Below are 22048 nucleotides of genomic sequence, written 5' to 3' on the forward strand. Positions count from 1 at the left end.
ATGCAGAACACTCTTGACGACTACGGATGTAGTCAGTATTGATGACTACAGTTGTAATCATCGAGTCGCAGCCCATGCCAGCACCGCCCACAGAACGCATCAGCGAAGCCGAACTGGCGGTCATGGAAGTGCTTTGGCGGCAAAGCCCCGCCACCGCGCAAGACGTGGCGGCGCAGCTTGGCGACATGGCCTGGACGCTGGCAACCGTCAAAACCCTGTTGTCGCGGCTTGCCGCCAAGGGCGTGCTGGCGTTTGCCGAGGATGGCCGCCGGTATCTGTATCGCCCCAATGTCGCACGCTCGGATTATGTCGCGGGCGAATCGCGGCGGCTGGTTGATCGGTTGTATGGCGGTCGCCCGGCGCCGCTGGTGGCCCATCTGGCAACGCGCGGCGACCTGACAGAAGCCGATATCGCCGAACTCGAAGCCCTTGTCCGGGAGCTGCGTTCATGACCGTCTGGCTGATCGAGGCCCTTGTCGGGTCAAGTCTGTTGATGCTGTTCGTTGCGCTGGTGCGCCGGCCGATGGCGCGCATGTTCGGGGCGCGTATCGCCTATGCGCTTTGGCTGTTGCCGGTGCTGCGCATGATGCTGCCGGCGCTGCCCGGTTGGCAGCCGCTCTATGTCCCGGTCGCGGGCGAAACGCCGGCGGGCGGCGCCGCATTCGCCCTGATGGACCCGGCAAGCGCAGCAGCGATGCCCCCGATCCTGCCACCGGTCCTGACCACTACCGCGCCGCCGCCGACCGCCGGCTTGATCGCCGATCCGGTTCAGGTCTTGCTGCTGCTCTGGCTGGCGGGCGCCATTGTCTGGTTCGGCTGGCAGATGGCACGCTATGTCCTGTTCCTGCGCCGCGCGATGACGGACAGCGAACTGCTCAGCCGCCAGGCCGGCATCGACATCGTCATCAGCCCCAATGTCGATGGCCCGATGGCGGCTGGCATTGTCTCGCGCCGCATCTTCCTGCCTGCGGATTTTCGCACCCGATATACGCCGGAGGAACGCCGCCTGGCACTGCTGCACGAAGGCGCGCACCATGACCGGCGCGATATCTGGGCCAATTTTGCCGGCCTGCTGTTCGTGGCGCTGCACTGGTGGAACCCCATCGCCCACATCGCGTGGCGCGCCTTTCGTGCCGATCAGGAGCTGGCTTGCGACGCCTCTGTCCTGTCCGGTGCCGCCGCAAATGCCCGCGCCGCTTATGGCAGCGCCGTCCTGAAATCCGCCTGCGCCCGCACCCCGACTGCGGCTTGCGCCATGAACCACAAATCCCAACTCAAGGAACGCATCCTCATGATGAAATATCGCAATTTCGGACGTGCCCGCCTTGCTGCCGGCGCCGCCACCATCGCTTCTGCCATTGTCCTTGGCCTGATCGCCACGGCCAGTGGTGCCCAGGTGCAGCCGGCGCCGGTTGTCCCGCCGGTGCCTGCAGCCCCGCAGGCACCGGCGGCTCCCGCTGCGCCGCACCCGGCGGCGGCTCCGGCCGTGCCCGCTGCACCGAAGCCGCCACACATCGAGATAATCCGCGTGGAAGCCGGCAAGGATGTGAAGCCGGGCGAGAAGCGCATCATCCGCACCATGGTCATCAAGGACGGCCAGGTTGTAACGGATGATGTCGGCGGACCGGACGCGCCCGATGCGGTGGTGGGCGGCGATGGCAAGCACCGGACCGTGATGATCCGGCGGTTCGCCGACGGCAAGGACGCGGCGGAGGCTGACAAGGCGATGACCGAAGCCCATGGCGCCATGGGCCAAGCGCATCGCGCCATGGACCAGGCCCATAAGGACATGATTCGCGCCGAACATGTGCGCCTGAACATGCCAAGTCGCGAAGCCATGATGGCCAAGGTGCGCGCGGACATGACAGAGCGCTGCAACGCAGCCGGCACGCCGATGGACAAGAACGCCGAGCTGTCCCGGCTGGCGACCTGCGGTGTCGATTATCGCGAACAGGTCGCCAAGGCGCTGGCAACTGCGCGCACCAGCATCGCGCGTGACCGCAATCTGTCCGACGCGCAGCGCGCCGAGGCGCTCAAGGGCATCGACCAGGCTGTGAACAGTCAGATGCGAAACGGCGACCGCATCATCATCAAGACCAACTGATCAAAAATCGTCGCTGGCGTCCAGAAACAGCGCCGCCAGCGCCTCAAGCCCGGCCCGGTCGCCTTCATCGAAGCGGCCGGGCCTCGGGCTGTCGAGGTCGAGCACGCCAATGATGACGCCGTCGCGCAGCAGCGGCACGACAATTTCGGAACGGCTGTCGGCATCACAGGCGATATGGCCGGGAAAAGCATGGACATCGGCAACGACCTGCGTCTCGCGCGTCGCCGCCGCCGTGCCGCAGACGCCGCGTCCCAACGGGATGCGGATGCAAGCCGGCTTGCCCTGGAACGGCCCCAGCACCAGTTCGCCGCTGCGCATCAGATACAGCCCCGCCCAATTGAGGCCATCCAGCTGTGTGTAGATGAGCGCGGCCATGTTGGCGGCATTGGCGATGAAATCGCGCTCGTCGGCCATGAGACCGCCCAGCTGCGAGGCCAGTTCGGCATATTGTTCGGGCTTGGTGCCTGAAAGGGCAGGGGCGGCAAACGACATCAGCCCAGCCTCTGCAGTGCGGCCGCCAGCCGCTGCGCTTCTTCGTTTCGCGCGGCATGATCTTCCCGCGCCTTTTCCACCGCTTCGGGCTTGGCCTTTTCGGTAAAGCCGGGGTTGGAAAGCCGGCCCGCCAGTGCGTCGCGTTCTTTGATCGCCCCGGCCATGGCCTTTTCCAGCCGGGCCCGTTCGGATGCCAGATCGATGACATCGCCAATCGGGATCAACAGCGTCGCCTCCCCGTGCACGACCTGGAGCCGCCCACCGCCTGCTGCTGCGTCACCTGGTGCAATCCGTGCCAGTCGCTCGATTGCGGGAGCCTGCGCTACCAGCCGCGCCAGCGTCGCAGCGTCAGCGCCTTCCACGCTGTATGACAGCCGTGCGCCGGGCGGCACATTCAGTTCTGTTCGCGCCGAGCGCACTTCCGAAATCAGCCCGATCAGCCAGTCGATGTCGGCGCTTGCTGCTGCGTCGAAAGGCAGCGCGCCGGTTTGCACCCAGCCCGATCCGATCAGGTCACGGCTGCGCACTGCCAGCTTGTGCCAAAGCTCCTCGGTCAGGAACGGCATCACCGGGTTGAGCATGACCAATATCTGGTCGAGCGCCCAGCCAGCAACGGCGCGAGTCTCCGCCGCCACCGCAGCATCTGCGCCTTCAGCCAGCAGCGGCTTGATCAACTCGACATACCAGTCGCAAAACCGGTTCCACACCAGTTTGTAGATGGCATCGGCATAGGCATCGAAGCGGAAGTCGGCGATGGCCTGTTCCAGCGCCTGTGCCGCCTGTTTCACTTCGCCGATGATCCAGCGGTTGACCGGCTGGAGGGCGGCGGGCGGCAAGGCGCTGTCATGGCCCGAAATGCCGTTGGACTGGCAGAATCGCGCGGCATTCCACAGCTTGGTGGCAAAGTTGCGATAGCCTTCGATGCGGCTTTCGTTCAGCTTGATATCGCGGCCTTGCGTTTCCATCGCGGTCAGCGTGAAACGCAGCGCATCGGCGCCATATTTGTCGATGAGGGTGAGCGGATCGACGGTGTTGCCCTTGGATTTCGACATTTTCTGGCCCTGGGCGTCGCGCACCAGGCCATGGCAATAGACGGTCTTGAATGGCACGCGATCAGCGGGGTCGCTCCGCTCCGGGCCCATGAAATGCAGCCCCTGCATCATCATGCGGGCGACCCAGAAGAAGATGATGTCGAAGCCGGTGACCAGCACATCGCCGGGATAATGGCGGGCCAGATCATAGCCGGGATCGCCGGGTTGCAGCCCCCGTGTTTCGTCATTCCCGCGAAGGCGGGAAGCCATCTCCGGCGTGTCGCGACCTGCATCTCCGGTCGGGCGATGGACCCCCGCCTGCGCGGGGGTGACGGGATCGATTGGCCAGCCGAGGGTGGCAAAGGGCCCGAGTGCAGAGGAGAACCAGGTGTCGAGGACGTCCTCGTCGCGCGTCAGCACCAGGCTCCCGGCCATTGTCTGCGCCTCGTTCTCGGTCTCGGCCACGAAGCACTCACCGCCCGGACCATACCAGGCCGGAATGCGGTGACCCCACCAAAGCTGGCGGCTCACGCACCAGGGCTGAATATTCTCCATCCAGTTGAAATAGGTCTTTTCCCAGGTCTTGGGCACGAACTGGGTGCGGCCATCCTGCACCGCAGCAAGCGCGTCCTTGGCCAGTTCGGCGGCATTCACATACCATTGGTCGGTCAGCCACGGTTCGATCACCACGCCCGAACGATCGCCATAGGGCATCTGGATGGTCTTTTGCTCGATCGATTCGATCAGGCCGAGCGCTTCCAGGTCGGCCACGACCTTTTTGCGCGCCTCCTCGCGGGCGAGCCCGATATAATCGGCCGGCACGCCGTCAGCGGCACAGATCTGCGCCTTGCCATCGAGGATGTTGATGTAGCCGATGGTCTTGTTGCGCTCATAGACCTGCCAGTCGTTGAAATCATGGGCCGGTGTGATCTTGACGGCGCCGCTGCCCAGTTCGGCATCGGCATGTTCATCGGCAATGATCGGGATGCGGCGGCCGGTGATGGGCAGCACCACGAACTTGCCGATCACCGACGCATAGCGCGCATCGTCCGGGTTCACGGCGACGGCGGTGTCGCCCAGCATCGTTTCGGGGCGCGTCGTTGCCACGATGATATGGTCCGCGCCGCTGTCCAGCACCGCGCCGTCCGCCAGTGGATAGCGGATATGGGTGAAGCTGCCGGCCACTTCGCGGGTTTCCACCTCAAGGTCGGAAATCGCCGTGCCCAGCTTGGGGTCCCAGTTCACCAGCCGCTTGTCGCGGTACAGCAAGCCCTGTCTGTGCAACTCGACGAACACCTTGATGACGGCGGTGTTGAAACCCTCGTCCATGGTGAAGCGCTCGTTTGCCCAGTCGCAACTGGCGCCCAGCCGGCGCAACTGGCCGGTGATGGTGCCGCCGCTTTCTTCCTTCCATTCCCAGACCTTGGCCACAAACGCCTCGCGGCCCATGGCGGTGCGGCCCGGCAACCGGCTTTCCATCAGCTGGCGTTCCACCACCATCTGCGTGGCGATGCCGGCATGGTCGGTGCCGACCACCCAGCGCGCATCGCGGCCTTGCAGCCGGTGCCAGCGGATCAGCAGATCCTGCAACGTGTTGTCCAGCGCATGACCGATATGCAGGCTGCCTGTCACATTGGGCGGCGGGATGACGATGGTGAACGGCTTGGCATCGGGCCGCGCCGGGCGAAAGGCGCCGGTGGCTTCCCAATGCGTATACCAGCGGCTTTCGATGCTCGCCGGGTCAAAGGTCTTGTCAATAAGGGTCGGGCTGTCGGTCATGGAACCGCTGTTAGCGGGTGCGGCAGTCGCGCGAAAGCCCGCAAAAGCCCCCAAAGAGTTACCGACGGGTATGCGTTGGCGCTACATCTTGCCAGTCAGCCGGCGGATTTCCTCACGCGCCAGCCGCTCGACGATTTCCGGCATATGGGCGTCGAGCCAGGCCTTGAGCATCGGTGTCATCATCTGGCGCATGAGCGTGTCCAGCGTCATGGCGCCGATTGTGGGCGTGATCTCCACGGCGCCGACCTCGGCGATCATGACCGGCGGCGGCGGCGGTGCCACCAGCGCCGCTCCCTCGTCTTCGGCATCATCGCCCGTCACACGGGCGCGGATGGAGGCGAGGATGGCGTCAATGGTGGGAGGCAAGTCGCTCATACGAAGTCATCATAAGGCGCAGACAGCGCGATGACCAGAGAGTGTGAATACCCTTTAACGATTTGCAGCTCTCAAAAGGCGAATTTTTTCGGCCGGGCAAAGCCGGGAAGCGGATATGCTGCCACTTCGAGGAAGGGCAGGCCGGCAATTGCGCCATCCGCGAGCACCGATCCGGCATAGGCGCCGCCGACTCCACTGGTTCGCACCACCGCTGCAATGCGGCCACCGCCAGCCAACTGCGCCCACAATGCTGCCGGCACATGTTCGATGGCGCCTTCGAACAGCATGAGGTCATAGGGTGCTCCGGGCGCCCAGCCATCTGCCAGCGGGCCTGTGCGGGTGACTACACCGGCCGATTCGGCCAGCGCCGCCAGCGCCGTATCTGATTCGAGTGCGGTCACCTGCGCCCCCATATGCGCCAGCACGGCTGCGGAATAGCCGCTGCCGCTGCCAACGACCAGAACGCGCATCCCCGGTGTCACGCCGGCATTCTGGAGCAGCAGCGCCAGCACCAGCGGCTCCAGCAGCCAGCGGCCCGGCGCCAGCGGCTGCGCGGCATCGGCATAGGCCAGGCTCTGCTGTTTCTGCCCAAGGAATATCTCGCGCGGCACCGTGCCCATGGCGGCCAGCAAGCTGGCATCGGTGATCCCGACCGTCTTGAGCTGGCTGTCGATCATGCTCTGGCGCATGGCGGAAAAATCGCTGGTCACTCGCACACTCTTGCAATTCGGGGGCGTCGGCACGCGTTCTGTAACCATGAAGGTTGCCCTCGCCAAGCGTCATTGCTAGGGGAGCATTCCCGCGCAGGCATCGCGATGGGGCCCGATGGCGGAGTGGTGACGTAACGGACTGCAAATCCGTGCACCCGGGTTCGATTCCCGGTCGGGCCTCCACCTACCTTGTTATAGTCGTTTTATATCAACGCCTTGACCTGATAAATTGGCGAACCTTTTAGGGGGGTTCGCCAATTTGTCGGCGGCGCTGTCGGCCAGCTGGCTGCGATTCGCGGCCTCCACATATCGGGTCACTTCCTTGTCGCTGCTGTGGCCGGTCCAGCTTTTTATTTCTTGTTGTGATGCGCCGGCGTTGGCGAGGCGGACGGATGCCGCCTTGCGCAGGCCGTGGGCGCGGCCTGGTACGCCGGCGGCGATGCAGCGTTCGGCGAACCAGTTGCCGAAGCCGGCGTCGGTGAAGGGCTTGCCCTGTTCGGTGACCAGATAGGTCATGTGGCCGCTGGTGAAGCCGTCCAGCGCCTCGTGCAGTTCGGCGATGATTGGCAGATCGAGCGCCTTGTCGGTCTTGCGCTGCTTGAAGGACAGGCGGCCGCCGCGCACGTTCTGCCGGCCCAGCCTGATCGCATCGCTGCGCCGCTGGGCGGTGTTGAGCATCAGCGCCAGCGCCAGCCATTCGCGCGTGCCGGGCGGCCAGCGGCGTTTGTATTGGGCAATCTCGGCCTCGGTCCAGGTGTGGAAGCCGCCCTTGACCTGATAGGGCCGCACCAGTTTCCACGGATTGTCGGCGACGATTTTCATGCGCATGCCTTCGTCCCAGATGCGGGACAGCAGCTTGCGCAGTTTGTTGCCGGCGTTGGGCCGGTCGGCGAACTTGGCCATGATGGCGCTGGATTCCTCATAGCCAAAGCTGGCGACGGGAATGTGTTGGAACGGCTGCCGGAACCGTTCAATGACCAGGCGGAAGCTGTGGCGGGTGCGGTCGCTGGGCCGCTGCCAATCGGCGCTGCCATAATAGCGGGCAATCAGGTCGCCGATGGTGCCGGGCACGCTGCGCGCCTCGCCGGGAGTGATCGCGGGCGCGGCAAGGCCGGCCTTGCATGCGGCATATTCGGCCCACCATGCCGGGCTGAACGGTTCGGATTTGAAGTCATGGGCGGCGTGGCCGGTGCGGCGAAAGCGGGTGCGCAGTTTTCCGTGCCGGTCGCGGTAGGCGCTGACATTGGCAGGGAAGGGGCTGCGCGGGCGCGTCACAGGGCCGTGCCGGCGATCAGGTCACGCAGTGCGTCTTTTCCGGTGGGCATCGGCCTTGCCTCGCAGGGTGTCATGCGGATCGTGCCGTCTGATGTAATCTCAATGGCCATGGTAACGCCAGCCTTTGCCGCGCCAGACAGCGCACGGGCGATATCCGCCTGTGTGAACCGGGCGCGGCGGGCGGTCATGGCCATAGTCCGGGGTTGACAACATCGCGGCCGTTCACACGCAGCACACAAAGCGGAGAAATATCGTCAATGCCGGAAATCGATACGATCCAATGCCCGTCCCAGTTCGCCATTGTAAAAGTTGATCGACCGCCGCACCGGGCCACCAGAAGCTGATTGCCCGGCCGCAAGACAGTTCTTGCCCATTGCAATGCAAGACCGCGCCGAAAGTCCCGCTGCTCGTGGGACATGGTGGTCCATGACAGCAGATAATAGGGATGCTGCAGCAGCGGTGCGCCGCTCACAGCGCCAGCTCGGCGATGATGCGGGCGATTGTTTGGGTCTGGGTGACGACGGCGGCGCGGCGGCATCGGTCGATGACCCGTCGCGGCAACGGTTCTTCGCTGTGCGTGACCGCTGCGAGCATCAGGCCGTTGACGATGCCGTCGCGCAGGCACAGGCGGTGCACCTGGATGATGCGCGCCACGACTTCGCCCAGATCTTCACGCGGGACATCGGCCAGCGCCGTCTGCATGTCGGCCGCCATCTGGTAATGGCCGGGGCTGGTGATGTTCAGCTTGAGCGGTTCAAACGGCATGGTCGGCATCCGCGTCGATCTGTTCGATTGCGAGCAGCAGAAAGGCGGCGGCGCGCACCAGATCGGAACGGCGCGGCGCGGTATCGGCGGTGTGGGCCAGACTGAGCACAGCCTCGGCCCGCCTGTTGGCGGCGGGTTCGCGCGCCCATGGGCTGCGCAGCGTGTCGAGCACGTCCAGCACATCGTGTGCGGCGGGGGTGACGCCTTGGCGAAGGTCAGTCATTGCGGCGTCTCCCCCTGTGAGAAACTGTCAACGCCGGCCACCATGGCAAACTCAAGCAAATCCCGCAGGTTTTGCTGATGATCTTCGTTAAACATGGTCACGCCTTGAGATGATGCGTAGAGTTGCAGAGTGGCAAACATCATCCCCACCAACAAAGCCCCTTGATCTTGTCGCGGCGCTTTGAGCCGGGCCGTGCAATGCGCCAAGGCTTTGCGCCGCTCCCGCTCGCACGCTGCATTAAAGAGGTCTGCGGCGTTGAACGCGCCCCAAGTTTCGGGCGGCCCTAGTCTGGCAAATGCCCTGTCTCTGGCGCCGCTCATGCCGCCACCTGCATGGCGTTGAGGGTGGCGGTGAGCACCTGGAGGCGGGCGGCGTGGTGGGCGCGGTCGCGGGGGTCTGGCGCGTGGTGGGCCATGGCGCGGGCGCGGGCGATGATGTGGCGGGTGCTGTCGATGACGCCGGCGCGAATCTTGGGGTCGGCCAGCAGGACCGAGGCGGGGCGCGGGGTCATCGGGCTACGCCGATGTGCTGCGCCCGGCGCCCGGCGCGGATCGATTCCAGTGCAGCGCGGTTGTCGACGCGCTGCTGCGCCTGATCGATGCGGTGGCGCCGGATGAGCATGATGCGCGTCGTGGCGCAGAACAGCGGCCAGCCAATGACCAGACCGGCCAGTGTGCCGGTGAAGATGCCGGCCCCGAAGATATCCCAAAATGCCATCATGGCCTCCCGTTGTGGAAGCGCAAAAATTGCAGATTGTGATTATTGGTGCAAGCGAATTTATTGCAGATTGTGAAGTCGGGTATTATGCCGCCGGCTTGTGCCTGAAATTCAGCACGGTTTCGGCGAGGGCTATGATCTGGCGCTGCTCACCCTTGTCGGCGTTGTTCCAAATTTCCAGGATGCTTGCGTCAAGATCATATGGGTTGTGATCCAACAGCAGCCCCGGCGTTGTTTCCAAACAGGGAGCCAGTCTTCTCAGCCATTTAGCCGAGAGTTGCCGTTCGCCATTTTCGAGCATCGATACGACTGAAGCGGTCGTCCCGGCAGCGTGCGCCAGATCTTCCTGGGTCAGCTTTCGAAAATCGCGCCAATCGCGAAGATGGTTTGGGCCGCCATTTTTGCTGTTGTCCATGGTCACAGCTTGCCACGAACCCGCGTTTTGCGCCTTTGCGCGACTGTGAAAAAACACGCTTGACGCAATTGTCACAATCTGTGAAGTCTGGGGCATGCAAGAAGCCTCAACCATAAAGCCGCCCAAGGTAATCGAGATTGCTGCTCGGCTTGGTATTTCGCAGCCTTATGCGTCGATGCTGGTCAACGGGCGGCGTCCATGGCCGGTGCCGCTTGCGGCGCGGGCATGGCAGCGCCTCGGCCTCAAGTACGGGCCGCTGGTCGATCTTGACGACGCCGCGTGCGCCGCGCTGGCACGCGCACACGGCGCACCTGCCTCTGCTGTTCAAAACTAGGAGATGCGTCGCATGTTCCACTATCTGAACCCCATCCAGATACCCTGGGGGCCGACGCCGAAGGTAACGGCCGGCGCCACATGGTCAAAGGTCATCGCGTGGACGACGACGCCAGCCGTCATCGACGAGCATGGTGTCGAGCGCCGCGGCGAGATCTTCCGCGTTTTGTCGGGTAAGGAGGATTTGATAGCAGCGTTCGTCCGCCGTGGTAACCATGAGCGCGCCGAGGCCCTGAGGATGTCCGCCGGGGAGGCCGATTTCAGTCTTGACGGGCTGGATGACGATGTTGCGCATGGCGATGGTTCCTGTGGGCGAAATGTGCCCGGCGTGCAGCCTAATCCGGCCAGCGGCGACGGCCAAGGCCGGCCCGCATGATCCAGCATCTGACGACTTTCAGCCTGGCGCCCTATGCCATCCGGCGCCCGGTGCCGGTGCCCAGCGTGCAGACCATCGTGGCTGCCGGCGCCGATGACGCGCCGATGGCGGCTGCCGATGGCGGCGTGTTGCGGGGCGGGGTGGGCGTGGATCATGCCGCACCATCGCGCCGCGCGGCCACCCTGTCATGCGGAAAGGCGGGCGGCGTTTCCGCCTGTGTGGTGCCGTCAGTTGTCAAGGGTTCCTTGACAACTGGTGCGCCGGCCGCAGGCGGTGCCCTGTGATGGCCGACATCGTGCTGGGCGTCGGGCTGGTGGTGGCCTTGGTGCTTGATGGCAGTGTGTGCGCCATCGCCATCTGGTTGATGCACGACAGCTGGAACATCGGTGATTGGGCCGGCGTGCGGCGCAACGCGGCGGTGCTGCTGTGCCTGATTGCCGTCACCGGATGGACCGTGCCGCAAATTCTGGGGGTGATGTGATGACCCCGCGTGACCAGGCCATGAAGCGCGCCACCCGCGCCCTGATCGAGGCAGTGGGCGGTATCGAGGCCGCCGCCGTGCTGTGCCGGGTCGGCAAGACCAAGCTGGCGGAATATGCCAGCGTCAACCACCCCGAGGCATGGATGCCCGCCGATGTGGTGCGCGACCTGATGGCGGTGACGCGGGGCTGTGCCGGGCGTCATGCCCTGCTGGCGATGCTGGCGGCAGACGCCGGCGCCGCGCTGGTGATGCTGCCCGACCATGCGCTGGCGCCCACCGACCTGATCGAGGTCATCCCGGCGTTGGCCAAGGAAAGCGCCGATGTGGTCAGCCGGCTTGTCGATGCTGCTGCCGGGCGCGGCAATGCGCGCGCATTGATCAAGGACATTGATGAGGCCGTCGCCGTGCTGGTGACGCTGCGCGCCGCTGTTGTGGAGGGTGAGGGATAATGAAAAGCGGGGGAATGATCATGGGCGGGCGCGGGGGTTTTTCGGGGCCGTGCGGTGACGTCGTGCCGGCCGCCGACACGCTGTCGGATGATGCGTTGATCGGCCGGCTGAATGCCTGGGTGGTCAAGGCGCAGCCGGGCGCGGTGATGGACCTGATCACGGTGCCGATGACGCATCTGGTGGGGGCCGATCTGGGCCGGCGGGTGCAGGTGCTGGATGGTGCCGCGTTGATCATTGCGATGTGGCGGCGCGGGCGCCGGGACGGGGACTGGACTTGGCGCGTGACGCGCCTGCGCCGTCCGGTGCCGGGCAGCTGGCCCAAGGTCATTGCCTCGCCGCAACTGTCGGCGGGCGGGCGGAACGTGGATACAGAGGCGATGATCGAGGCCGAACGGCGTGCCCAGCATGCCGGCCGTGAACGCAGGCGCCGCGACGCAGCGCGCGCCATGGTGACGGCATAATGCGCGTGTCCTGGACAGATGCGGGATGGGTGGGCGCGCTGGCCGACAGGCTGGAAATGCTGTCGGCCGCGCCCAGTGCCGCGCGCCTTGCCGATCTGAAGGCGCATCTGGCGGAGCAGCCCGACAGCTATCTGGGCGATGATGCCTATCGGTTGATCGAGGCGGCGCAGACGTGGCTGGCCGATGCCGACCGGGCGGTGCCGCGTTTTCGGGGCGCGCAATTGATTGCCCGGGCGCGGGCCGGTGCCGTGCCGGCCGTGCCGGCGCCGTGGGCGGGCATGTGAACCTAGCGGGCATGAACTGACATTTAGGGACGGGGAGTGGTTATGAGCGGGGATTTTCTTTCCAAGACGGAATCACGCGTCTGCCTGGCGCGCGGTATCGATGACCGGGTGGCGGTGGTCCGTGACCTGAACGCGCTGGTCGACCGCAACGGTCTGGCGGGCGCCGAGGCGGTGCTGGGCTTTGCCGGCGCCACCATCGGGCCAATCGTGGAGCGGCGCATCGGCATCACCGAGCGCATTCTGGAAGCGCTGTACGGCCCGCGGGGCCGCAAGCTGCGCGCCGATCTGGGGGCGGCGAGCGACCCGATGAGCCGGATCATGGCGGCGGTGCGTCCGGTTGAGGCCCTGGCGGTAGTGCCTATGGTGCCTGTGGCTGCTGCGCCGTCTGTGCCCGATTCATGGGCGGCGGCCGGCACCAGCGCGGCCGAAATCGCGGCTATTCTGGCGGACGCGCGCAACCTGGGCATGACCTGGGCGCAGATCGCTGCGGCGTGCGGCGCGCATGACAAGACGCTGGGCAATCTGTTCGTCGGGCGGTTTAGGCCGGGCGTGGATCTGCTGCACAAGGTGCTGACCCTGCGCCCCGTGATTGCGCAGCACCGGGCCGTGCAGGCGCAGCGCAGTGATGAGATTGAAGCGCCGCCGATAGAAGTGGCGGCGAATGCTGCCGCGCCCGCGCCAGTGGCAGAACAACAGGTTTCCGATGCGGTAACGGAAGATGCCGCACCGGAACGGGGGGCGGCGGCTTGCCCGGCGGCTGATGCCGATGGGGTGCAGCCTGATGTATTGCCGCCCCCTGACGTGTTGCCGGTCATGTTCACGGCCCAGAGCGAGGCCAGCGGTGATGTGATCGCCGATGCTGCCGCTGCGCTGGCGGCGCGCATGACGTTTCTGGATGATGTGCAGGCCGAAGCGTGGCAGCGTGCGAGCCGGCTTCAGGGCGAGCTGGACGCAGCGCGGGCGGCGCTGGATGCTGCCGCCGATGAGCAGGTGCGTGTCGGTGCGGCGCTGAAAGCCTTGAACGGCCTGACGGCGTTGGCGGCATGAGCGCGCCGGCTGCGATGATTGCGCGCGACCCGGCCAATACCGATGCGACCGATTTCACGCCGACACCGGAGCCGGTGGCGCGGGCGATGGTGGCGCTGGAGCCCTGGGGGCCGCGCGTGTGGGAACCGGCGTGCGGCGATGGCGCCTTGAGCGGGCAATTCCTGCGGGCCGGCATCGATGTGGTCGAAACCGATTTGGCCCCGCGCGGCGTGGGCAGCCGGCTTGATTTCCTGCACGCGCGGCACCTGCTGGCGCCGGAGATCTGCACCAACCCGCCGTACCGCGACGGCCTGACCGATGCGTTCGCGGCCAAGGCGCTGGAACTGGGGGCGCGGCGGGTGATGCTGTTGATGCCGCTGGGCTGGATGCAGGCGGTGCAGGCGCCGCGCCCGCAGTTGCTGCGGCGTGGTTTGGCGCGGGTGTGGGTATCGAGCCGGCGCATCGCGTTCAAGCGCGGCGGGTGGGACGAAGGCCAGGGCGGCGGATCGATGCACAAGCATGCGCTGTATGTCTGGGAGGCCGGATACGCCGGCGACCCGGTGTTGAAATTCTTTGATTGGCGGGAGTGGGAATGATGGCGGGACGTTCACGAAAATTGCCTGTTGCGGTGGCTGATGTGGTCGATGCTGCGGTGACGGTGCCGGTGGAAACGGGCGATGTGCGGCTGCTGCCGCTGTCGGCGCTGCGGTTGGCGTCGGGCAATGTGCGCCGGGGCAAGCGGGCCGATCTGCTGCCGTTGGCGGAATCCATCGCCGCGCTGGGCGTGCTGCAAAATCTGGGGGTGGTTGTGCATGCCGGCGGTGACGCCGAGGTGCATTACGGCAGCCGGCGCCTGGCGGCGTTGCAGCAGCTGGCCAAGGCGGGGCGGATCGCCGGTGATTATTCGGTGCCGTGCCGCGTTTTGCGCGAAGCGCCGGCGCGCGAATCGGCGCTGGCGGAGAATTTCCAGCGGGTGGCGATGGGCGCGGCCGATGAGGTCAGGGCGTTTGCCGCGCTGGTGGCCGGCGGGGCGACGATCGAGGTTGTGGCGGCGCGGTTCGGCCAGACGGTGCGGTTCGTGCGGCAGCGGCTGCGCCTGGCCGGGCTGCATGCCGATGTGCTGGCGGCGCTGGAGGCCGGCACGATCACGCTGGATGTGGCGCAGGCCTTTGCATCGGTCGATGACCCGGCGCGGCAGGCCGCCGTGTTGAAGAACGCGGGCGGGTATGTCCTGATGCGCGCAGCGCTGGTTTCCGAGCAGATGCGGCATTCCAGCTGCACGGCAACCGACATTGCGGCGGTGTATGCCGGGCGCGAAGCCTATGTGGCGCGCGGCGGGCGGATATCGGCGGACCTGTTCAGCGAGGCCGAGGATGAATTGTGGCTGGACGGCGATATGGTCGACGCCATCGTGCAGGAGAAACTGCGCGCCGAGGCGCCGGAATGGCAGGCCCGGCATGGGTTTGGCCGGGTGCTGGTGGCCGGCGATGAGGAGCCCGAGGATCTGGCCAGCATCATCGGCGAATGGGTGCAGCCCGGCGCCGCGATGCAGATGCCGACGGAGCAGCGCGCCGGCCTGATCGTGACGATCGGATTGCGCCGCGCGGGCGTGGAGGTGACCGGCGCGAACCGCATGGTCGATGCGGTGCCGGTATCGGATGCTTTTTCGCCGGCGCGGGCCGATGAGGGCGAACCGGATGATGCCGAACTGGCGCAGCCGGAAGCCGAGGCAGCACCGGCGGCCTTCAGCGGCGAGATTACCCAGTCGGCCAAGGCCGCGATGGCGATGCGCGGGCGTGATCTGCTGGCGTCGCGGCTGTTGCGCGCTGGTGACCCGGCCGCGTTCGATGTGTGTTTTCGCCTGGTGGCGTTTACCATGGCCGATGACATGGTGCGCCGGTTCGGCAAGAAGTTCCCCGGCGCCGCCCATACCCGGCTGTGTGCGGTGGAATTTGCCACGCAGGTGCAAGACCCGTTGGCGCCCGGCAAGGATGGCCAGCCCTGGGCCGGTGATGCGCTTGATACGGTGTTGCAGAACCATTTCACCGAACGTGCCGACGATGGTCTGAATTGGGCATGGGCGATGTCTGCCGATGCCGATGACAGGTTTGCGGCGTTCTGTGCGCTGGATGCCGATGTGGCGTGCCAATGGTTCATGCGGGCGACGGCGGCGAGCCTGCGGGCGTTGCAGGGTGCCACGCTGCGCAACCAGGCGGCGCTGGTGGCCGGGCAATTGGACGGTGAGACGGGGGTGCCGTTGTGGCGGCCGACTGCGGAGAATTATTTCCTGCGATCGAGCGGCAAGAACGCGTGTTTGGAGATGATCGCCGAATGTTTCGGTGAGGGCGCCGATGTGTCGGGCTGGGCCAAGTGGAAGAAAGCCGATCTGGCGGCGGCGTGCGAGGCGCTGGCGCGCGGCGATGCCGCCAAGCTGGGCGCGGACATTACCGCCTATGGTAAGTGGAAAGGGCCAGACACTGCCATCGAACCTGTTGTCGCCGCCGCGGGCGCGGTGTGGATGCCCGCCATCATGCGCATCGGCGGTGATGCGTGATGCGCAGCGTGACGGATACGGATTTTGAAAGCGCGATTGCGCGGCCTGGCCCGGTGCTGGTGGTGTTCGAGGCGGTGTGGTGCCGGCCCTGCGTGCGGATGCGCGACGAAGTGGCCGAGGCCGCCGGGCGGCTGGCATGGCCGGTGCTGACCGCCGAGCTTGACGCCGCGCAGAATGCCGCGCTGGCGTCCAAGGTGCGGGCGGTGCCGTCGGCGGCGCTGTACCGCGACGGCGTGCTGTTGGCGACCAAGCCCGGCGCCTGGCCGGCCTCGGCGTTGCTGGGCTGGATTCAGGGCGCGCTGGCTGCGCCCGGCAGCGCTGGCTGAACCATGGCGGGACGGGGACATGATGACGCCGCAGACGCGGCGAACGACGGGTCGCCTGTGCTGGCTGCCGCGCTGCGGGGGTGTGTTCATGGATGATGATCTGTTTGAGCGTGCGCGCGCCATGCTGATCCAGGACGTGGTCGCGCAGCGCGGCGGGCGCCTGATCGGCGGCGGTGATCGCCGGCGGTCGCATTGCCCGCTGTGTGGCGGCGGCGAGGCATCGAAGTCGACGCCGCTGTCGGTCGATGTGCGGCGCGGCCTGTTCAAATGCTTTTCGTGCGGCGCGGGTGGCGATGCCGTGCGGTTCGAACAGATTGCCGGCGCGCATGCCACCGCCGCCGATGCCGCGCGCGCGTTGACTGGTGACCGGGAGGGTGAACTGTCCGTAGTGTCCAGATACATGGCGAAGCGCCACCGGGCTTCGTCTGCGTCTGATGCCCTTGCGATCGTGGACAGTGCGGCGGTAGCGAAGTGGATGCGCAGCGCGGCGGTGGCTGCCGATGACAGCAGCCCGGTGGCGATGTGGCTGGCGGCGCGCGGGCTGAAGCCGGATGGCGTACCGGGTGCGCTGGCGCGTCTTGGCTGGCTGCGCGCGGCGCCAGTGTCGGCGTGGCGGGTGCGATTCCCGGCCGATGCGGTGCGGCCGCCCGATAGTGTCGGCGTGTGCCCGGCGATGGTGGCCGGCCTGGTTGATGCAACCGGCGCGGCGGTCGATGCCGTGCATGTCACCTATCTGGCAGACGGGGGCCGGTCCAAGGCCGATCTGCGCCGCCGCGACGGGTCGGCGATGCCGTCGCGCAAGATGTACGGCAGTGTTCACCGCGCCTGTTTTGCCCTGACAGACCTGCACGGCGCCGGGCCGTTGATTGTCGGCGAAGGCATTGAAACGGTGTGGGCCTTGGCGCAGGAACTGGCGCTGGCTGGGCCGGTGCGGGCGGTGGCCGTGTTGAGCCTGGACAATTTGCAGGGCGGTATCCTGACCGATGACGCGCGTGCGTTTCGCCTGGATGCGCCGCTGGCCGACCCGGACCGGGCGCCATTCGTGATGGCCATGCCGGGCGCCGTCATCATCGCTGTGGATGCCGATATGAGCCCGGTGAAAATGACGGTGCGGGAGCGGCGCGGGGGCAAGCCGGTGCAGCGATTGTTGACGGCGATGGACCGCGCGCAGCTGTGCGGCACATTGGCAGCGCAGGCGTGGCGCCGGGCCGGTGCCAGCGACGTGCGGGTTATGCGCCCGCGCCTTGGCATGGATTTCAATGATGTGGTGGCGCAGCGGCGCATGGGCGCGCCGTCATGACCGGCGAAGCGTTCCCGCTGGGCAGCGACATGGCGGTCGTCGACAATGGCCGTCTGGCGTGGCTCGAGGCCAATGACATCGGCAATGCCGAGCGGCTGAAGGCGCGATTCGGCAACCGTCTGGCCTGGCTGCCGCATGTGCAGTCCTGGGCTTTTTATGAAGGCCGATACTGGTCTGTTGAGGATGGCCCCCGGCAGGCGATGCTGGCGGCGCAAGTGACGGTCAGGGCCATTGCCGACGAAATCGACGCCATGAAGGCGCTGGCCGAGCGGTCGCAGGATTGGCCGGAGTGGATGACTGCGGCGCTGTTGCGGGCGAGAATCAGCACGCTGGCGCAGTGGCGGATCAAGGCCGGCAACAGCAACCGCCTGTCAGGGCTGTTGATGCAGGCCACGGCCATGATGACGGTGGCGGATGAGGCCTTTGATGCCGACCCGCTGGCCATTAACTGCCGCAACGGCACGCTGCGCCTATGGCGTGAAGATGGCGTGCCGGTGATGCAACTGTTCGACCATGATCCTGCCGACAGGCTGACCAAGATGGCGCGGGTGGACTGGAACCCCAAGGCCGTCGCTCCAAGCTGGGAGCGCCATTTGGCAACGTGTCTGCCCAGCGGCGATGTGCGGGCGTTTTTTCAGCAGGCCATGGGATATTGCGCCACCGGCCTGACCGATGAACAATGCGTGTTCCTGCTCCAGGGCAAGGGCGGCGACGGCAAGTCCACATCGATGCTGGTGATCATGCATGTGCTGGGCAGCTATGCGCTGACGGCCGGCGTCAATACCTTTTTGACATCGGGCAAGGTCAAGGATGGCGGCGGGCCGAGTTCCGATGTGGCGCGCCTGTCTGGCGATCTGCGCCTGGTATCGGCCGGCGAGCCCAAGAAGGATGCGATGATCGACGACAGCCGGGTGAAGCAGTTCACTGGCAGCGGCGAAATGACGGCGCGGCATCTGCACAAAGCCGAGATCAACTTCAAGCCGCGCGGCAAGTTGGTATTCGAATGCAATGGTCGGCCAAAGATATCGGGTGATGACGACGGCATCTGGCGGCGCATCGTCTTGATCCTTTGGCCGCACCAGTTCGACAAGAGCGCCCGCGTGCTCGGGTTCGAGAAACAGCTGATGGAAGAAGGCCCTGGCGTGCTGGCGTGGCTGGTGCGCGGCATCATGGCCTGGATGAGCGCCGGCAAGCTTGTTCTGCCTGCCGAGGTTGAAAGCGCTGTCGAGGAGTACAGGCGATCGAACAGTCACTTTGGCAATTGGCTGACGGATCGGACGATCAAGGACGAGCAGGCGCTGACACCTTCAAAGGCACTGTATGCCGACTACAAGGACTGGTGCGAGCGCAACGACATCGATGAGCGCACCATGCTGACCACCACGAAGTTCGGCCTCGAACTGGGTGACAGGCAGTTCCTGACCAAGAAGAACAGCAAGGGCAACATCGAGCGGCGCGGTGTCAGGCTGCGTGTCGCGGCCGATGTCCTCGGCGATGACGACGCCATGGCGGCCTATGACGACATGGCGGCGGCGTATGACGATGCGTTCTGATGCGGCACGGAGAGTTGCGGATGGTCGACTGTCCGTTGGCTTTATTTCAGGGCGCGGGCGCGAATGGCGGCGGGCGGACGTGCCGCTGCAACTGTCCGTAACGGAGAGTTGTCGGGCAAGACGGGCGGTGCAAGTTCAATGGCTTGGGGGCGGCGACGGATAGACGGACAGTTGCCGCAGCAGTTTCGACATTTCTGCAAGCGGGCCATGCATAACAACAGACTTTCTCTCTAAACTCTCCGTAGAAAAGGATATCAGTTATGAAAGAAATAAAAGCAGGACGGCCATGGGCCGGTGGTTCGGTGGCGGTCGATGCGCTGGTGGTGTGGGCGCTGCGCGATCAGCGGGCCGGCGATCCGCTTGAAGGGCTGTTCGGCATCGAGGCCGAGGCCATGGGCATGACGCCGCGCCGGTCCAGCACAGATGGCTGTGCCGCCGTGGAGCGCATCGCGGCCATGGGCTGCCAGGTGGACGGCGGCGGGTATAGCAGCGACGGTGCCGACCCGATCGCGGATCTGGTGGCCATGATGGCGGTGCAGGTCGGCGGTGAGGCGGCGCGGATGATCATGGAGCATGGGCGGGCCGGGACGGAACCCGCAGGCTGGAACGTGCCGGCGCATTGGCTGGTCCCGGAACGGTGGGAAGCTGACGGTGATCTGGCGATGACGACGTATGTGAACGGCAAACAGGGGCAGCACTGCCCGCTGATGCGCGTGAACTCGCCCGAGGGTGTCGAGGCGGCGCGCGAGCGGTATCTAATGTGGTGGGACGGGCTGGAGCTGCTGGGCTTTCATCTGTCGACGCGGGCGCTGGGCTTTGTGGTGCAGCAGCCCGGCGTGCCGCGAACGCCGTGGGAAGTGGGGGCTTGACGGCGAGCGATTGCATCGGGTAACCAGTCAGCATCTGGAAATTGTGAGTGCAGAAGAACAGCCCGCCCGGCCTTGCCGCGGCGGGCTTTTTCGTCCTGGGAAACCGTAGGTTCCTTTTAGGTGCTTACAGAGCGGGGTGCTTGCGCGATTGATTGCGCGACGTTTGCGTTCCGTGGAAAAGGCGCAAAGGCTGCAACGGCTTAGGCCGCATTTGGAGAATTGATGATCACACTTGGTGCCTCGCCGGCTCGGCGGGGCGGTCGCTTCCCCATTGGCGCTGCGTCAGCAGGTGCGGCGCCGTCCAGCGCCATTGTGCTGACGGGTGATGTGTGGGCGTTTGGTGCGTCGTCCATGGCCGGCGGCCAGATTGCGGCGGCCTCGTCTGGCGGCACCGAGGATGCGCTGACCAATGTGGTGCGCGCGATCGAGGGGCTGGCGCCTGGCAGTCTGGCGTACACGACCGTTGGCGGTTCGCAGATCACGCGACCGGATATCGATTACAATCTGACCGGCGCCAACAGCGCCCGCAAGATCAGGAACCGAGGCGCCGGCGGCGGTACCAGCGGCAGCGGCGGCACAATCGTGACAAAGATCACTGCGGCTGCCGGCAGTTTTGGCGCAAACGATTTCATCTTGCTACACCAGGGCGATAATGGTTTGTCGGTGCCCGGCCCCAATGTGGTCGAGACGCTGGCCGGTGGATATTCGGCAATGCGCACCCAGGCCGGCGCACGAAACTATATCCAGATCGTGAACACGCGCGGCGGGCGCGGTTCCGCCGATGCGGCGAATGGCGAGCCTTCAGGCACCGTGTGGAGCTTCATCAAGGAAGCGGCCTATCGCGTCGAGAATGATTTGAACCCCGGCAAGGTGTTCAGCTTTCACCAAACGCTGGTTGAGCGTGCGACCGGCCTTGACGGCGCCGAGCTGACCAATCTGGCGCAAGGCGTAATGCCGCGCACCTTTGCCATGAACGATGGCAGCCACCAGATCGGCAAGGGATATAACCTTCAGTCCGACGCGGTGCTGACCAATGTGATCGATGCCATAGCGGGCGGCACGCCGTTTCCGCTGCGCCAGATCATCGACGTGCAGCAGCCGGCCACCCCGGCGGCGGGCGATGTCATTGGCATGCTGGTGGCTTATGGCAGCGGCGGCACGTTTGCCCTTGATGCCAGCAACACCCAAAGCGATTATGCCATCAGCTCGTCGGGCCAGATCACCCGCATTGGGGCCACGCCGCCGCTGCGCGATGTGACATGGATGGCGGTCAAGATCAGCAAGGCCGGCCGGTTTGACAAGGTGCAGCCGTTGATCGGTATTGCCGAGCGCGCCGCGCCGGGTGTGTCGCGCCTGGTCGAGTTCGACGGGGACTGCATCATCGGACAGCCCGACAGCAAGCTCGCCAATGGCAGCAAGGTGACGCTGCTTTTCAGGGTGCAGGCGATCGAGGCCGTGCTCACCAACGTCATGGGGGCGTTTTCCACCACTGGCCTGCGCGTGCAGATTTCCGCTGCCGGCAACATCGATGTGCTTTGGCGCAACGCCGCCGTCACTACTGTGTCAATTCTGTCCAAGACTTCGGCAGGTGCGCTGTTCACACCAGCCAGCCCGGCGCGCTGGGTCGCGGTTTGCATCGACCTGTCGAACCCGGCGGCCGAGCGCACCGAACTTCATACCTGGGTGGACCCTGCCAGCGCCACGCGCGACGTAACGGTGCTGGCCGGTGCGAATCAGCCCGGCGTCGACACCACCACCAACTTCAATGTGGTGTTGAACCAGCCATGGTGCCTCGGGCATCAGACCATCAGTTTCAGCGGCACCCCGCCCGCGTTCGGCAAATCGCGCATCGGTGATTTTACCGTGTGGAATGACTTTGTAGACTTCGATGTGCTGGCCAACCGGCAGGCGGTGGCGAACGCCGATGGCACGCCCAAGACCGCATGGGTCAGCGGCGGCGGCGTCACCGATGGCAAGACGCCGTACATGCGCCTGGCCGGCAATGCCGCCAATTTCCGCATGGCGCGCATCACCGGTAGCGGCGCGCCCGCCACGCCCGGCGCATCGGGGCAATATTTCGCCTTTGCCAACCGGACGCGCGGCGCGGGCGGCGTGCCGGCGTTCCTGACGACAATCTAGAAGGACTAGCC

At 65.7% G+C, this 22048-nt stretch carries 30 protein-coding genes and 1 tRNA gene; 18 read left to right on the top strand and 13 right to left on the bottom strand.

Annotated elements, in window-relative coordinates:
• The first annotated feature begins 74 nt into the window (after positions 1–74).
• The gene (locus RMQ73_RS10950) at positions 75–452 is read left to right on the top strand and encodes a BlaI/MecI/CopY family transcriptional regulator (RefSeq protein WP_310498267.1); all 378 of its coding nucleotides are present in this window, start codon (positions 75–77) and stop codon (positions 450–452) included.
• The gene (locus tag RMQ73_RS10955; protein WP_310498269.1) at positions 449–2104 is read left to right on the top strand and encodes a M56 family metallopeptidase; all 1656 of its coding nucleotides are present in this window, start codon (positions 449–451) and stop codon (positions 2102–2104) included. The genes RMQ73_RS10950 and RMQ73_RS10955 overlap by 4 nt, the downstream gene beginning before the upstream one ends.
• Here the strand turns inward: RMQ73_RS10955 and RMQ73_RS10960 are convergent, their stop codons facing one another.
• From RMQ73_RS10960 to RMQ73_RS10975, 4 genes are all read right to left on the bottom strand, one after another.
• A complete protein-coding gene (locus RMQ73_RS10960; protein WP_310498270.1) occupies positions 2105–2596 on the bottom strand; it encodes a GAF domain-containing protein in 492 nt (163 codons plus the stop codon).
• Complete coding sequence (locus RMQ73_RS10965) at positions 2596–5406, bottom strand: valine--tRNA ligase (RefSeq protein ID WP_310498271.1); 2811 nt, start codon at positions 5404–5406, stop codon at positions 2596–2598. Before RMQ73_RS10965 ends, RMQ73_RS10960 begins: the two co-directional genes overlap by 1 nt.
• An 81-nt stretch (positions 5407–5487) precedes the next feature.
• Positions 5488–5781: a DUF2497 domain-containing protein gene (locus RMQ73_RS10970; RefSeq protein WP_310498272.1), complete on the bottom strand. Its 294-nt coding sequence runs from the start codon at positions 5779–5781 to the stop codon at positions 5488–5490.
• 71 nt (positions 5782–5852) lie between these two features.
• A complete protein-coding gene (locus tag RMQ73_RS10975) occupies positions 5853–6491 on the bottom strand; it encodes a protein-L-isoaspartate O-methyltransferase (RefSeq protein WP_310498273.1) in 639 nt (212 codons plus the stop codon).
• A 109-nt stretch (positions 6492–6600) separates the two neighbouring features.
• Between RMQ73_RS10975 and RMQ73_RS10980 the strand changes: the two genes are divergently transcribed.
• Positions 6601–6674 (top strand) — tRNA-Cys (locus RMQ73_RS10980).
• Positions 6675–6683: 9 nt separating this feature from the next.
• Here the strand turns inward: RMQ73_RS10980 and RMQ73_RS10985 are convergent.
• The 9 genes from RMQ73_RS10985 to RMQ73_RS11025 form a co-directional block, all read right to left on the bottom strand.
• Positions 6684–7766: a tyrosine-type recombinase/integrase gene (locus RMQ73_RS10985; protein ID WP_310498274.1), complete on the bottom strand. Its 1083-nt coding sequence runs from the start codon at positions 7764–7766 to the stop codon at positions 6684–6686.
• Entirely contained in the window at positions 7763–7960 is a 198-nt protein-coding gene (locus RMQ73_RS10990; RefSeq protein WP_310498275.1) for a hypothetical protein, read from the bottom strand. Before RMQ73_RS10990 ends, RMQ73_RS10985 begins: the two co-directional genes overlap by 4 nt.
• Positions 7951–8238, bottom strand: a complete 288-nt coding sequence (locus RMQ73_RS10995; RefSeq protein WP_310498276.1) for a hypothetical protein — start codon at positions 8236–8238, stop codon at positions 7951–7953. Before RMQ73_RS10995 ends, RMQ73_RS10990 begins: the two co-directional genes overlap by 10 nt.
• Entirely contained in the window at positions 8235–8531 is a 297-nt protein-coding gene (locus RMQ73_RS11000; protein WP_310498277.1) for a hypothetical protein, read from the bottom strand. Before RMQ73_RS11000 ends, RMQ73_RS10995 begins: the two co-directional genes overlap by 4 nt.
• Positions 8521–8754 (bottom strand): hypothetical protein, encoded by a 234-nt coding sequence (locus RMQ73_RS11005; RefSeq protein WP_310498278.1) that lies wholly within the window; start codon positions 8752–8754, stop codon positions 8521–8523. The genes RMQ73_RS11000 and RMQ73_RS11005 overlap by 11 nt, the downstream gene beginning before the upstream one ends.
• Positions 8751–9074 carry a hypothetical protein gene (locus tag RMQ73_RS11010; RefSeq protein ID WP_310498279.1) on the bottom strand — a complete coding sequence of 108 codons (324 nt, stop codon included), beginning with the start codon at positions 9072–9074 and terminating at the stop codon, positions 8751–8753. The genes RMQ73_RS11005 and RMQ73_RS11010 overlap by 4 nt, the downstream gene beginning before the upstream one ends.
• On the bottom strand, positions 9071–9265 hold the full coding sequence (locus RMQ73_RS11015; RefSeq protein ID WP_310498280.1) for a hypothetical protein: 195 nt from the start codon (positions 9263–9265) through the stop codon (positions 9071–9073). Before RMQ73_RS11015 ends, RMQ73_RS11010 begins: the two co-directional genes overlap by 4 nt.
• Positions 9262–9474 carry a hypothetical protein gene (locus RMQ73_RS11020; protein ID WP_310498282.1) on the bottom strand — a complete coding sequence of 71 codons (213 nt, stop codon included), beginning with the start codon at positions 9472–9474 and terminating at the stop codon, positions 9262–9264. Before RMQ73_RS11020 ends, RMQ73_RS11015 begins: the two co-directional genes overlap by 4 nt.
• 82 nt (positions 9475–9556) lie before the next feature.
• The gene (locus RMQ73_RS11025; RefSeq protein WP_310498317.1) at positions 9557–9886 is read right to left on the bottom strand and encodes a helix-turn-helix transcriptional regulator; all 330 of its coding nucleotides are present in this window, start codon (positions 9884–9886) and stop codon (positions 9557–9559) included.
• Positions 9887–9980: 94 nt separating this feature from the next.
• On the opposite strand from RMQ73_RS11025, the gene RMQ73_RS11030 reads away from it, so the two are divergent.
• The 15 genes from RMQ73_RS11030 (at position 9981) to RMQ73_RS11100 (ending at position 22037) form a co-directional block, all read left to right on the top strand.
• Complete coding sequence (locus RMQ73_RS11030; RefSeq protein ID WP_310498284.1) at positions 9981–10220, top strand: hypothetical protein; 240 nt, start codon at positions 9981–9983, stop codon at positions 10218–10220.
• Between the two features lie 12 nt (positions 10221–10232).
• Entirely contained in the window at positions 10233–10595 is a 363-nt protein-coding gene (locus RMQ73_RS11035; protein ID WP_310498285.1) for a hypothetical protein, read from the top strand.
• Positions 10592–10879, top strand: coding sequence for a hypothetical protein (locus RMQ73_RS11040; RefSeq protein WP_310498286.1), 288 nt, complete (start codon positions 10592–10594; stop codon positions 10877–10879). The genes RMQ73_RS11035 and RMQ73_RS11040 overlap by 4 nt, the downstream gene beginning before the upstream one ends.
• Positions 10876–11076 (top strand): hypothetical protein, encoded by a 201-nt coding sequence (locus RMQ73_RS11045; RefSeq protein ID WP_310498287.1) that lies wholly within the window; start codon positions 10876–10878, stop codon positions 11074–11076. Before RMQ73_RS11040 ends, RMQ73_RS11045 begins: the two co-directional genes overlap by 4 nt.
• Complete coding sequence (locus RMQ73_RS11050) at positions 11076–11525, top strand: hypothetical protein (protein WP_310498288.1); 450 nt, start codon at positions 11076–11078, stop codon at positions 11523–11525. Before RMQ73_RS11045 ends, RMQ73_RS11050 begins: the two co-directional genes overlap by 1 nt.
• The gene (locus RMQ73_RS11055; protein ID WP_310498289.1) at positions 11525–11986 is read left to right on the top strand and encodes a hypothetical protein; all 462 of its coding nucleotides are present in this window, start codon (positions 11525–11527) and stop codon (positions 11984–11986) included. The genes RMQ73_RS11050 and RMQ73_RS11055 overlap by 1 nt, the downstream gene beginning before the upstream one ends.
• Positions 11986–12270, top strand: coding sequence for a hypothetical protein (locus RMQ73_RS11060; RefSeq protein WP_310498290.1), 285 nt, complete (start codon positions 11986–11988; stop codon positions 12268–12270). The genes RMQ73_RS11055 and RMQ73_RS11060 overlap by 1 nt, the downstream gene beginning before the upstream one ends.
• Before the next feature lie 42 nt (positions 12271–12312).
• Positions 12313–13317, top strand: coding sequence for a hypothetical protein (locus tag RMQ73_RS11065; protein WP_310498291.1), 1005 nt, complete (start codon positions 12313–12315; stop codon positions 13315–13317).
• On the top strand, positions 13314–13892 hold the full coding sequence (locus tag RMQ73_RS11070) for a hypothetical protein (RefSeq protein ID WP_310498292.1): 579 nt from the start codon (positions 13314–13316) through the stop codon (positions 13890–13892). The genes RMQ73_RS11065 and RMQ73_RS11070 overlap by 4 nt, the downstream gene beginning before the upstream one ends.
• The gene (locus tag RMQ73_RS11075) at positions 13889–15850 is read left to right on the top strand and encodes a ParB/RepB/Spo0J family partition protein (protein WP_310498293.1); all 1962 of its coding nucleotides are present in this window, start codon (positions 13889–13891) and stop codon (positions 15848–15850) included. The genes RMQ73_RS11070 and RMQ73_RS11075 overlap by 4 nt, the downstream gene beginning before the upstream one ends.
• Positions 15850–16176: a thioredoxin family protein gene (locus tag RMQ73_RS11080; protein WP_310498294.1), complete on the top strand. Its 327-nt coding sequence runs from the start codon at positions 15850–15852 to the stop codon at positions 16174–16176. Before RMQ73_RS11075 ends, RMQ73_RS11080 begins: the two co-directional genes overlap by 1 nt.
• A gap of 88 nt (positions 16177–16264) precedes the next feature.
• Positions 16265–17476, top strand: a complete 1212-nt coding sequence (locus tag RMQ73_RS11085) for a CHC2 zinc finger domain-containing protein (RefSeq protein ID WP_310498295.1) — start codon at positions 16265–16267, stop codon at positions 17474–17476.
• Positions 17473–19029: a phage/plasmid primase, P4 family gene (locus RMQ73_RS11090; RefSeq protein ID WP_310498296.1), complete on the top strand. Its 1557-nt coding sequence runs from the start codon at positions 17473–17475 to the stop codon at positions 19027–19029. The genes RMQ73_RS11085 and RMQ73_RS11090 overlap by 4 nt, the downstream gene beginning before the upstream one ends.
• 260 nt (positions 19030–19289) lie before the next feature.
• The gene (locus tag RMQ73_RS11095) at positions 19290–19898 is read left to right on the top strand and encodes a hypothetical protein (RefSeq protein ID WP_310498297.1); all 609 of its coding nucleotides are present in this window, start codon (positions 19290–19292) and stop codon (positions 19896–19898) included.
• A gap of 219 nt (positions 19899–20117) precedes the next feature.
• Complete coding sequence (locus RMQ73_RS11100) at positions 20118–22037, top strand: hypothetical protein (protein ID WP_310498298.1); 1920 nt, start codon at positions 20118–20120, stop codon at positions 22035–22037.
• The last annotated feature ends 11 nt before the right edge of the window (positions 22038–22048 follow it).

This window comes from Sandarakinorhabdus sp., assembly GCF_031430775.1.
GTDB lineage: Bacteria > Pseudomonadota > Alphaproteobacteria > Sphingomonadales > Sphingomonadaceae > Sandarakinorhabdus.